The sequence below is a fragment of the Bradyrhizobium sp. GW821-FHT12B03 genome, from assembly GCF_058807535.1.
This window is the reverse complement of sequence record NZ_JBXAQU010000004.1, coordinates 262,754-274,607: the sequence shown is the minus strand read 5'-3', so window position 1 is coordinate 274,607 and position 11,854 is coordinate 262,754. Positions and strand designations below refer to the sequence as shown.

The following is an 11,854-nucleotide window of genomic DNA, read 5'->3' as shown; positions in this document are numbered from 1 at the left end:
GGCCGGGCAGCTCGCAAAATAAGCCAGCCATTCTGCCGCATTATCCTGCCGATTATTTTGTTGCTTAAGCAACTAATTCGTGCGAATCGTTCCAGACAAGGATGACGGTGGGGAAACCGCTGCGCCTAATCTCGGAGGAAACGATGCTCGGCAGGAACGGTGTCGCGGGCGAATGCCAGCGCATGGCTGAATGTGATGATATGGCGCGCCGCGCGCTCGCCACGTCAGCCGGTGCTGCTGTCCGTCACCGCGCCGAGATTGTCGTGCAGTCGTCGGAGCAGATCGATCAGCACCTCGCGCTCGTCCTTGCTGAGGCAGGACAGCAGGCGCCGTTCGCGCTCGAATGCCGCGACGATCACCTTGTCATGGGTGGCGCGGCCTCTCGCCGTCAGCGCGATCGAATGGGTGCGGCCGTCATTCGGGTCGGTGCGGATCGACACCAGCCCGCGATTCTCGAGGCCAGCCAGCGTCCGGCTCACCGGCCCCTTGTCGAAGCCGATGACGTGGCAGATCCGCGAGGCGGGAATGCCGGGCTCGATCGCCAGCAGCGACATGATCCGCCATTCCGTGACGTTGACGCCAAACTCGCGCTGATAGAACGCGGTCGCGCTGTTCGAGAGCTTGTTGGCGATGAAGGTGATGAAGGCCGGGACGTAGCGATCGAGATCGAGCGTCGGCCCGGTCTCGGCGGGCGCGGGCTTTTGGCGGGCTCTGGTCGAAGACGGCGGCATATCGGGCTTTTGACTCGCGTGGTGCCTGAAGACCTAAGGGCAAGCGCGGCCCTTTCACAAGATCAAAATGAGGGAGGACTTCCATGAGCGCACCCGGCTCCGCCGCATCAGGCGTCCCGCGTCTCGACGTCGATCCCTTCGACATGAATTTTTTTGCCGACCCCTATCCCACGCACGAATTGCTGCGAGAGGCGGGCCCGGTGGTCTATCTCGACAAGTGGAACGTCTATGGCGTGGCGCGCTATGCCGAGGTCCACGCCGTGCTGAACGATCCCGCGACGTTCTGCTCGAGCCGCGGCGTCGGCCTCTCCGATTTCAAGAAGGAGACGCCGTGGCGGCCACCGAGCCTGATCCTCGAGGCCGATCCGCCCGCGCACACCCGTACCCGCGCCGTGCTCTCGAAAGTGCTGTCGCCGACGGTGATGAAAGGGCTCCGCGACCGCTTTGCCGCGGCGGCTGAGGAGCGGGTCGACGCGCTGCTCGACAAGCGCAGCTTTGACGCGATCACGGATCTTGCGGAGGCCTATCCGCTCTCGATCTTCCCCGATGCGCTTGGCCTGAAGCCGGAGGGCCGCGAACATCTCATCCCCTACGCGAGCGTCGTGTTCAACGCGTTCGGCCCGCCGAACGAGCTGCGCCAGGAGGCGATCGCGCGCTCGTCGCCGCACCAGGCCTATGTGACCGGGCAGTGCCAGCGCGACAACCTGACGCCCGGCGGTATCGGTGCCTGCATCCATGCGCATGTCGACGAGGGTGCGATCACCGCGACTGAAGCGCCGCTGCTGGTGCGGTCGCTGCTCTCTGCGGGCCTCGACACCACGGTCAATGGCATCGGCGCCGCGGTCTATTGCCTCGCTCGCTTCCCGGAGCAATGGCAGCGCCTGCGCGGCGATCTCACCCTGGCGCGCAACGCCTTCGAGGAGGCGGTGCGGTTCGAGAGTCCAGTGCAGACATTCTTCCGCACCACGACGCGTGACGTCGAGCTGTCAGGCGCGACCATCGGCGAGGGCGAGAAAGTCCTGATGTTCCTCGCCGCTGCCAATCGCGATCCGCGCAGGTGGGACAGGCCCGACAGTTACGACATCACGCGCCGCACCTCCGGCCATGTCGGCTATGGCTCCGGCATTCACATGTGTGTCGGGCAGCTCGTGGCGCGGCTCGAAGGCGAGACGATGCTGTTGGCGCTGGCACGCCGCATTGCGAAGATCGAGATCACAGGTGAGCCGAGGCGCCGCTTCAACAACACGCTGCGCGGGCTCGACAGCCTGCCGGTGACGATCACGCCGGCCTGACGCGACCGGCCGCCAAATAATAGGGGAGGGACCAATGAAGAACTTGAAGTGGACGCTTGCGCTGGCTGCAAGCTTGATGAGCAGCGCGGCAAGTGCCGAGATTTCGGACAACGTCGTGCGCGTCGGCGTGCTTAACGACATCTCGGGCATCTTCCAGGACACCAACGGCATGGGCTCGGTCGAGGCCGCACGCATGGCGGCGGAGGATTTCAACGGCGGGGCTAAGGGCATCAAGGTCGAGATCGTCTATGCCGACCACCAGAACAAGGCCGATGTCGGCAATGCCATTGCGCGCAAATGGCTCGATGTCGAAGGCGTCGATGCCATCGTCGACGTGCCGAATTCGGCGGTCGGCCTCTCCATCAACACGCTGCTGCGCGACAGCCGCATGACCTTCCTGGCCTCGTCCACGGCGAGCTCCGATCTCACCGGCAAGGCCTGCTCGCCCAACACCATCCAGTGGGTCAACGACACCTGGGCGACCGGCAACACCACGGCGGCGGCGATGGTCTCGCGCGGCGGCAAGGACTGGTACTTCCTCACCGTGGACTTTGCGCTGGGCAAGGGAATCGAGGCCGAAGCGCAGAAATACATCGAGTTGCATGGCGGCAAGGTGATCGGCTCGTCAAAACATCCGCTCGGCACTTCCGATTTCGCGTCCTTCCTGTTGCAGGCGCAAAGCTCGAAGGCGCAGGTGATCGGATTGGCCAATGCCGGCGGCGACACCATCAACGCAGTGAAGCAGGCCGCCGAGTTCGGCATCCAGCAGAGCGGGCAGAAGCTCGTGGCGTTCCTGCTCTTCATCAACGACGTCCACGGCATGGGTATCAAGGTCGCGCAGGGCCTCCAGCTCATGGAAGCCTTCTATTGGGACATGAACGACGACACCCGCGCCTTCGCAAAACGCTTCGCCGCGCGGCCCGGCATGAACGGCAAGATGCCGAGCGGCAACCAGGCCGGCGTCTATGCGTCCACGCTCGCCTACCTCAACGCCGTCGCGGCGACCGGCAGCGACAACGCGAAGGACGCCGTGCCCGAGATGAAGAAGTTTAGGGGCAAGGACAAGCTGTTCGGCGACACCGTCATCCGCCAGGACGGCCGCGTCGTGCATCCCATGTATCTGTTCGAGGTGAAGAAGCCGGAGGAGTCGAAATACCCGTACGATTATTACAAGCTGGTCTCGACGATCCCGGCGGATCAGGCGTTTCGCCCGCTGGCGGAGGGTGGGTGCGAACTGGTGAAGTAGGGGGAGCGGCGAGCGCCGCTGCACCCTCTCCCCTTGTGGGAGAGGGTGGCTTCGCTTTAGCGAAGCCGGGTGAGGGGTTCTCTCCGCGAGTGAATCTCTCGCAGTGAGTTCGTGGAGAGAACCCCTCATCCGGCGCCGTAGCCGAAGCTACGCTTCGGCGTTCTTAAGAACGGCGGCCCGAAGGCCGCCTACGCCACCTTCTCCCACAAGGGGAGAAGGAAGAAAGGCTACACCACCTTGCTGCTCCCCTGCGTGATCAACCGCGCCGCCCGTTGGTCGCGCGCGTAGATCCAGAGCCAGCTCAGCGCGACGCTGAGGCGGTGGCGCAGGCCGATCAGGAAGTAGATGTGGGCGATGCCCCAGATCCACCATGCGATGGTGCCGCGCAGCTTGATGCGGCCGAAGTCGATTACGGCGAGGCGCTTACCGATCTGCGCGAGGCTGCCGGCGTGCTTGTAGCGGAACGCACCCTTGCTCTCGCCGCGCAGCCGCGCCTTGATGGTTTCGGCGACATGCTTCCCCTGCTGCTTGGCCGCCGGTGCGATGCCGGGTACCGGCTTGCCGTCCCAGGCGTTGATGCTGACGGTGTCGCCGATCGCGAAGATCTCGGGATGGCCCGGGATGGTGAGGTCCGCCTCGACCTGCAGGCGCCCGGCGCGATCGGCCGGCGCGCCCAGCCACTCGGCTGCGGGCGAGGCGCGCACACCGGCGGCCCAGATTCGTGTCTTTGCCTCCAGCAGCTTGCCGCCGAACACCACGCCCTCACGATTGATCTCGGTGACGGCCTGTCCGAGCACGACCTCGACGCCGATCCTTTCCAGCGAGGCCTGGGCGTAGGCCGAGAGGTCGTCGGGAAATCCCGCCAGCACGCGCGGCCCCGCCTCGATCAGCACCACGCGCGCCTTGTGGGTGTCGATGTTGCGGAAATCGCCGGGTAGAGTGTGATGCGCCATCTCGGCGATGGTGCCGGCAAGCTCGACGCCGGTGGGGCCGGCGCCGACGATGACGAAGGTCATCCGCGCCGCGCGTTTTGCCGGATCGGTCTCGCGCTCGGCGCGCTCGAACGCCACCAGGATGTGACGGCGCAGCGTGGTCGCATCCTCCAGCGTCTTCAGGCCGGGCGCGAACTGCTCCCATTCGTCATGGCCGAAATAGGCGTGACGCGCGCCGGTCGCGAGCACCAGCGTGTCGTAAGGCACCTCGCTGCCGTCGTCGATCAGCACGCAGCGCCTTGCTGCATCGACGCCGCTCACGGTCGCGAACAAGGTCGTCACCTCGCGCCGGTCGCGCATGAGATGGCGGACCGGCCAGGCGATCTCGCTGGTCGCAAGCGAGGCGGTCGCGACCTGGTAGAGCAGCGGCTGAAACAGATGATGGTTGCGGCGGTCGATCAGCGTGATGTCGACCGCGGCGCCTGTGAGCCGGTAGGTCGCCTCCAGCCCGCCGAAGCCGGCTCCGACGATGACGACGCGATGGGGATTTGCGACCATGATCTGCCCTCGACTCTCGCTGCTTCTCTGCTTCATTTAAGTGCGGAAAGGGGCGCGCGGTCCAATAGCCGTCATCAATCGGGGAATAGGCTGGGTGTATCGAGGTCCGCGAGAAAGCGCCGCAGCCCTCGCCGAAGTGAGTAGAACTATATTTCTTGCCATTCACGATCGGGGCGAATTATGGTGCAGGGCAGGCGCCGAGGCCATTGGCGGCTCGACGGATTTTGCGCTCTAAAGAGACGACCCGGGGCGGCGATCACCCCGTTTCCGGGATAAAGAGAATTGAGGAGGGGAGTGGTTATGAGGACAGCATTCTGGCTGGCGGGCGCGGCTGCGCTCGCACTGGCAAGCCCGGCAGTGGCCGGCGACACCATCAAGATCGGTTTCGTCTCGACCTTCAGCGGCCCGACCGCCGTGATTGGCAACGACATGCGCAACTCGTTCGAGCTGGCGCTGGATCATCTCGGCCGCAAGATGGACGGCAAGCCGGTCGAGGTGATCTACGAGGACGACGGGCAGAAGCCCGATGTCGGCAAGCAGAAGACCGAAAAACTGGTGCAGTCCGACAAGGTCGATTTCATCGTCGGCTACATCTGGTCGAACGTGCTGCTGGCTTCCTTGAAGACCGCGGTGGACTCGCAGACCTTCCTGATCTCGGCCAATGCCGGCCCGTCACAGCTCGCCGGCGAGCTCTGCAGCCCCTACGTGTTCTCGACCTCCTGGCAGAACGACCAGACGCCGCAGGCCATGGGCGTCTACATGAACCAGAAGGGCGTCAAGAGCGTCTTCCTGATCGGGCCGAACTACGCGGCCGGCAAGGACATGCTCGCCGGTCTCAAGAACACCTTCAAGGGTGAGATCAAGGGCGAGGAATACACGGTCTGGCCGAGCCAGCTCGACTTCTCCGCCGAGCTCTCCAAGGCCCGCGCCTCCGGCGCCGAGTCGATCTTCGTGTTCTACCCCGGTGCCGCCGGCGTGCAGTTCCTCAATCAATATGCCCAGGCCGGCCTGAAGAGCACGATGCCGCTCTACACCGCCTTCACCGTCGACGAGCTGTCGCTGCCGCTCCAGAAGGAGAACGCGCTCGGCGTGCCCGGTGCGCAGGAATGGGTCAACGACCTGCCCAATGAACAGAACAAGCGCTTCGTCGCCGACTACCGCAAGAAGTACACCAATCTGCGCCCGACCTATTACGGCGCGCAGGCCTATGACGCCGCCCAGCTCATCAACAGCGCCGTGGTCGCGGTGAAGGGCGACACCAGCAAGAAGGACGCGATGAAGGCCGAGATGGAGAAGGCCAACTTCAAGTCGCTGCGCGGTGCGTTCAAATACGGCAACAACCACATCCCGGTGCAGAGCTTCTATCTCCAGGACGTGGTCAAGGACGCTGACGGCCAGCTCGCGCTGAAGACGGTCGCCACCATCGTGGAGAATGACCAGGATCGTTTCCACGACAAGTGCGCGATGAAGTGAGGTCATAGCCACAGACAAATCATAGCCACAGACAAAGCTGCACCTTCTCCCCTTGTGGGAGAAGGTGGCGCGAAGCGCCGGATGAGGGGTATCTCTCCGCGAAGTAATTTCCATCGGGTTCGTGGAGAGATACCCCTCACCCGTCTCGCCGCTTCGCGGCGAGCCACCCTCTCCCACAAGGGGAGAGGGTAATCACACCCGCGGCATGCTCACCGGCCGCACTTCGCGTGACTGCGCCGCGAGCCTGATGCCGGCATTGGCCGCGCCGAATCCCTGATAATTCCGTCGCTCGACGATCTCGAAGAAGAAGCGCTCGTCGAAGATGTGGGTGTAGACCTGGAAGAACTCGCCGTCGCCCTCCCGGTCGTAGAGGATGTGGTTGGCGCGCAGCTGTGCCATCAGGTCGGGCGCGAGGTCGTATTTGGCCTCGATGTCGTCGTAATAATTGTCGGGAATATCCAGAAAGTCTGCGCCGCGGGCGCGCATCGCGGCGACCGCTGCAAAGATGTCCTGGCACGCGAACGCGACGTGCTGCACGCCCGAGCCGAAGAACTCCGAGATGAAACGCGCCGGCAGGGTGCGGTTGGCGGAGGAGCCGTTGAGCACGAAACGCAGGCTCTGGTCGCCGTTGATGATGGCCGTGCTCTGCACGAGGCCTCTGGGATCGGCGATCTCCATCTGCGGCAGGCGTTTGAGGTCGAGGATGCCGGTGTAGAACAAGAGCCAGGACAGCATCTCGTCATACGGCATCGACTGCGCGATGTGGTCGACAGCGAGCAGCGCGTCTGCGCCGGCATCGCTCGCAACGGGTTCGAAATCGGTGTCCCAGTTCTTGCCGGCCTGATCGAGGAAATAGAGCAGGCTGCCGCCGACGCCGTGGATCGCGGGGATCTCCAGCTCGCCCGGCCCGACCGGCTGGTAGAAGGTGCGCGCCTTCAGCGTTTCGGCGCGCTGCATGGCGAGGCCGGCATTGTCGACGTCGAGCGCGATCGCGCAAACGCCGGGACCGTGCGTCACGTAATGCGAATGCGCAAAGCCGTCGGTCTCGCAGTTGATCACCAGCTCGACCTTGCCCTGCGACCAGCGCTCCACCGCCTTGCTGCGATGCTTGCCGGTCTTGCGAAAACCGAGTTGCGAAAACAGGCGGGCGAGTTCGCCGGCCTTGGTCTCGTTGACGGCGAACTCGATGAACCCTGTGCCGCGGCTTTTGGCCTTGGGCGCCAGCGGTTCGCCGGAAAACTTCGGCCAATCCGGCGCGAGCTGATCCTCCAGCAGGATCAGCGAACGCAGGCCGTCGACCGCGGTCTGCGCGGCCGAGCCGGCGCGGAACTGGTCGTTGAAGATCTCCAGCGACAGCGGTCCGGCATAGCTGGTCGCCGCGACCGCCGCCATGAACTCGACGACCGGCAGGTCGCCCTGGCCGGGGAAGGAGCGGAAGTGCCGGCTCCACGACAGGATGTCGAGCTCCAGCTTCGGCGCGTCGGCAAGCTGCACCAGAAAGATCTTGTCGCCGGGGATCGAGGCCATGGCGCGGACCGGGAAGCCCGGCGCCAGCGCGTGAAAACTGTCGAGGATGACGCCGATCGCGGGATGATCGGCGCGCCGCACGATCTCCCAGGCGTCGCGGTAGTCGTTGACGTGGCGGCCCCACGCCAGCGCCTCGTAGCCGACCCGCACGCCCCGCTTGGCCGCGCGATCGCCGAGTTCGCGAAAATCGTCCGCGGCGCGGTCGATGCCGCCGAGCGAGCTGGGCGAGACGTTGGAGCAGATCAGCAGCAGGTCGGTGCCGAGCTCCTGCATCAGATCGAATTTCCGTTCGGCGCGGGCAAAATTGCGCGCACGCTGCGGCTCCGGCATGCCCTCGAAATCGCGGAACGGCTGGAACGCGCAGATCTCGAGATTGAGGTCCTTGCAGAGCTTTCCGATGTCGCGCGGACCTGCGCCGAACGACAGCAAATCGTTCTCGAAGATCTCGACCGCGTCGAAGCCGGCGGCTGCGATGGCGCGGAGTTTTTCGTCGAGCGCCCCTGAGAGGGAAACGGTTGCGATCGAGCGCTTGTTCATGCGGCTGTCTCCTCCATGACGCCCCCGAGGAAGAGCTGGCCGATGCGGGGATCGTTCAAAATGCGCTTGGCGTCGTCGACCATGCGGGTCTGGCCGAGCTCGAGCACGATGCCGATATCGGAGATCTCCAGTGCCGAGCGGGCGTTCTGCTCGATCATCAGGATGGTGACGCCGCGATCGCGCAGGGATTTGAGGATGTCGAAGGTCTGCTGCACCATCAGCGGCGACAGCCCGATCGAGGGCTCGTCGATCAGCACGAGCTTCGGCTCGAGCAGCAGCGAGCGCGCGATCTCGAGCTGCTTCTGCTCGCCGCCCGAGAGCGTCGAGGCCTGCTGTGTCGATTTGCGGCGCAGCGCCGGGAACAGGTCGAGGGCCGCCTCGATCCGCTTGGGCAGGTCGAGGCCCTTCCCGGCGGCGACGCCGCCGAGCTCGACGTTGTGGCGCACGGACAGCTCGGGGAAGATGTTGCGGCCCTGCGGCACGTAGCAGATGCCGGCATTGAGCAGCGCGCGCTGGCTCAAATTCGTGACGTCGCGGCCTGCAAAACTGATCTTGCCCTCGCGCAGCCTGAGCAGGCCGAAGATCGCCTTGAACACGGTCGATTTGCCGGCGCCGTTGGGGCCGATGATGGTGGTGATGGTGGCCTGCGGAACGGAAAACGTCGTGCCGTTCAGGATCGTCATCTTGCCGTAGCCGCCGACGAGATTGTGAACCGAGAGGATCGGGTCGCTCATGGCTCGCTCTCCACAGCATGATCCGGAAAAGTGTGCAGCGGTTTTCCGATAAGATCATGCTCAAACAATAAAACCAAAGCGCGATGACTGTTCATTCCAATCTCCATCGCGCTTTAGTGTCCGAGATAGGCTTCGATCACGGCCGGGTTCTTGCGGACCTCGTCCGGACGTCCCATCGCCAGCACCTTGCCTTCCGCCATCACCATCACGCGCGAGCACAGCGACATCACGAACTCCATGTTGTGCTCGATCACGACGAAGGTGGCGTTCTTCTCGCGGTTGATCGCGACAAGCCGCTCTTTGAGATCCGCCAGCATCGACGGATTGACGCCGCCGGCGGGCTCGTCGAGCAGCACCAGGCGCGGGCCGCCCATGAAGGCCATGGCGGCATCGAGCAGCTTCTGCTGGCCGTAGGAGAGGCCGCCGGCAGGTTCGGCCGCGAGATGATCGAGCTTGAAGAAGCCGATCATCTGGTTGGCGGCCTCCGTCAGCCCGGCATCGGAGCGGCCGACCAGGCGCGAGGCCATGTTGCCCTGGTGCTCCTGTCCGGCGAGGATCAGGTTCTCGCGTACCGAGAGTTTTGGAAACACCTGCAACAGCTGGAAGGTGCGGCTGACCCCGAGCTTGTTGAGCTCGGAGGGGCGCAGGCCCGTGACCACCTTGCCGTCGAGCTTCACTTCGCCGCCTGACGGCGTGAGCTGGCCGAGGATGCAGTTGAACAGCGTGGACTTGCCGCAGCCGTTCGGCCCGATCAGGCCGAGGATCTCGCCCTCGCGGACGTCGAAGCTGACGTCGGCGACGGCGCTGATGCCGCCAAAATTCTTCCTGATGTTGGTGACCTCGAGGACCGCGCTCATTGCACCGTCTCCAGCCGCGATTTCGCGACCGCGCGCAGCGCGGAGGCCGCCTTGGTGCGGCGTTCGGCGAGATAGCGGTCGAGGATTCCCAAAATGCCGGTCGGCGACCAGACCAGCAGCAGCATCACTGCGACCGCATAGATCATCAGATAATACCCTTCCGTGAAGCGCAGCCATTCCGGCAACAGCACCGCGATCATCGCCCCCAGGAAGGGACCGAAATAGAAGCCGGCGCCGCCGACGATCACCATCATCAGCAGATCGAGCGAGAGCGACAGGTTGAAGGGAACAGGATCGATATATTGCGTCAGCGGCGCATAGAGCGCGCCGGCGATGCCGCCGAGCGCCGAGCCGATCGCAAACGCCATCAGCGTGTAGCGCCGCGTGTCGATGCCGAGCGATTGCGCGCGCAAGGGATTTTCGCGCAGCGCCATGAAGGCGCGTCCCCAGGGCGAGCGGATCAGCCACCACACCGCCAGCGAGACGATCGCAAGCGAGCCGAGGCAGACATAGTAGAAGGGCAGCGGCTTGTTGGTTGCGATTCCGAAGACGTGCGGGCGCGGAATGTTGGAGATGCCGTAGATGCCGCCGGTGAGCCAGCTCTCGTTGCGGAACACCAGGAAGGCGAGGGTGGAGAAGGCCAGCGTGACGAAGGCGAGATAGTGGTGCTGCACGCGCAGCGCGGGATAGCCGAGCACCCAGCCGACCGCAAAGCTCAAGGCGATCGCGACCACGATCGCCGCCGGCAGCGGCCAGCCGTGAGTGGTCATGATCGCAGCGGCATAGGCGCCGATGCCGACGAAGGCGCCCTGCGCCAGCGAGACCTGGCCGGCATAGCCGAGCGTGAGGTTGAGCCCCATCGCGGCGATGCTCATCACCGCCCACTGGCTCAGGATGAACAGGCCGTAGCGGTTGAAGTTCATGGGGACGATGATCAGTCCCGCGATGACGGCAAGGCCGAGCGCGATCTTCAGGGGTTTGGCGAAGCCGCTCATACGGTGCGCTCCTCGGCCCGGCCGAGCAGGCCCTGCGGCCGGAACAGGATCACGGCAATCAGGAAGATCATCGGCACGGCGGCGCGGTACTGCGTCGAGACATAGGCGGCCGCGAGGTTGTCGAGCACGCCGATCAGCAGGCCGCCGGCGATCGCGCCGCGCACCTGGTTGAAGCCGCCGACGATCGCGGCGATGAAGGCGGCCTGGCCCAGCACCTCGCCAGAAGAGAATTTTGCAAGGTAAATCGGCGTGATCAGCAACGAGGCCAGCGCCACCAGGAAGGCGTTGATCAGGAAGGTCAGCAGGATCATGCGCTCGACCGGCACGCCGATGATGCGGGCCACGGTCGGGTTCTGCGCCGCCGCCTGCATCTGGTGGCCGAGCGAGGTGCGGTTCAGGAGCGAGGTCAGGCCGAAGACCGCAAGAATGGCGACGACGAGGACGCCGATGCTTTGCAGCGAGACCGCGTGGCCGAGGATGGAGATATCGCCGGTCGGCACGATCGAGGGGAAGGGCGAGGCCTCCGCGCTGAAGAACTGCTTTACCGATTCCTTGATGCCGATCGCCAGCGCCATGGTCGCGATCGCCAGCGGCAGCACGCCATGGCGCATCATCGGATCGACCAGCAACATCTTGAAGGCGAGGCCGAGCAGGATCATCGAGAGCAAAATGCCGAGGATGATCGCCAGCCAGAACGGCGCGCCCGCATGCATCGCCGCCAGCATCAGGAACGCCGGCAGCATCACGAACTCGCCTTGCGCGAAGTTGATGGTCTGCGAGGTCTGCCACAACAGCGTGAAGCCGACCGCGACCAGCGCATAGATGGCGCCGGTGGCTAACCCTGCGACCAGTAGATCGAACAGATTGGACATGTTTCCCTCTAGTCTGTCCCTCGCCCAGCTCCGCCGTCTCCCTCTCCCCGCGAAGAGCGGGGCGAGGGAGAAGAGAGATCTCTCCCCGCGTGCGGGGAGA

At 64.6% G+C, this 11,854-nt stretch carries 10 protein-coding genes; 3 read left to right on the top strand and 7 right to left on the bottom strand.

All coding sequences use genetic code 11. From position 1 onward, the window contains the following. Positions 1-224: 224 nt before the first annotated feature. On the bottom strand, positions 225-731 hold the full coding sequence (locus tag AC1RUR_RS10875) for a MarR family winged helix-turn-helix transcriptional regulator (RefSeq protein WP_492843642.1): 507 nt from the start codon (positions 729-731) through the stop codon (positions 225-227). A gap of 83 nt (positions 732-814) precedes the next feature. On the opposite strand from AC1RUR_RS10875, the gene AC1RUR_RS10870 reads away from it, so the two are divergent. Both AC1RUR_RS10870 and AC1RUR_RS10865 read left to right on the top strand, forming a co-directional pair. Next, complete coding sequence (locus tag AC1RUR_RS10870; protein WP_492843640.1) at positions 815-2,023, top strand: cytochrome P450; 1,209 nt, start codon at positions 815-817, stop codon at positions 2,021-2,023. 34 nt (positions 2,024-2,057) lie between these two features. Further along, on the top strand, positions 2,058-3,269 hold the full coding sequence (locus AC1RUR_RS10865) for an ABC transporter substrate-binding protein (protein ID WP_492843638.1): 1,212 nt from the start codon (positions 2,058-2,060) through the stop codon (positions 3,267-3,269). A gap of 227 nt (positions 3,270-3,496) precedes the next feature. On the opposite strand, the gene AC1RUR_RS10860 is transcribed toward AC1RUR_RS10865, so the two are convergent. Next, entirely contained in the window at positions 3,497-4,759 is a 1,263-nt protein-coding gene (locus AC1RUR_RS10860; RefSeq protein ID WP_492843636.1) for an NAD(P)/FAD-dependent oxidoreductase, read from the bottom strand. Positions 4,760-5,059: 300 nt separating this feature from the next. On the opposite strand from AC1RUR_RS10860, the gene AC1RUR_RS10855 reads away from it, so the two are divergent. Further along, complete coding sequence (locus AC1RUR_RS10855) at positions 5,060-6,232, top strand: ABC transporter substrate-binding protein (RefSeq protein WP_492843634.1); 1,173 nt, start codon at positions 5,060-5,062, stop codon at positions 6,230-6,232. Positions 6,233-6,424: 192 nt separating this feature from the next. Here AC1RUR_RS10855 and AC1RUR_RS10850 read toward each other — a convergent pair whose 3' ends face one another. The 5 genes from AC1RUR_RS10850 to AC1RUR_RS10830 form a co-directional block, all read right to left on the bottom strand. Then, a complete protein-coding gene (locus AC1RUR_RS10850; protein ID WP_492843632.1) occupies positions 6,425-8,296 on the bottom strand; it encodes a bifunctional sugar phosphate isomerase/epimerase/4-hydroxyphenylpyruvate dioxygenase family protein in 1,872 nt (623 codons plus the stop codon). After that, positions 8,293-9,030, bottom strand: coding sequence for an ABC transporter ATP-binding protein (locus tag AC1RUR_RS10845; protein ID WP_492843630.1), 738 nt, complete (start codon positions 9,028-9,030; stop codon positions 8,293-8,295). Before AC1RUR_RS10845 ends, AC1RUR_RS10850 begins: the two co-directional genes overlap by 4 nt. A 113-nt stretch (positions 9,031-9,143) precedes the next feature. Then, on the bottom strand, positions 9,144-9,887 hold the full coding sequence (locus AC1RUR_RS10840; RefSeq protein WP_492843628.1) for an ABC transporter ATP-binding protein: 744 nt from the start codon (positions 9,885-9,887) through the stop codon (positions 9,144-9,146). Then, the gene (locus AC1RUR_RS10835; RefSeq protein ID WP_492843626.1) at positions 9,884-10,882 is read right to left on the bottom strand and encodes a branched-chain amino acid ABC transporter permease; all 999 of its coding nucleotides are present in this window, start codon (positions 10,880-10,882) and stop codon (positions 9,884-9,886) included. Before AC1RUR_RS10835 ends, AC1RUR_RS10840 begins: the two co-directional genes overlap by 4 nt. Then, positions 10,879-11,754, bottom strand: a complete 876-nt coding sequence (locus AC1RUR_RS10830) for a branched-chain amino acid ABC transporter permease (protein WP_492843624.1) — start codon at positions 11,752-11,754, stop codon at positions 10,879-10,881. Before AC1RUR_RS10830 ends, AC1RUR_RS10835 begins: the two co-directional genes overlap by 4 nt. Positions 11,755-11,854 lie beyond the last annotated feature (100 nt).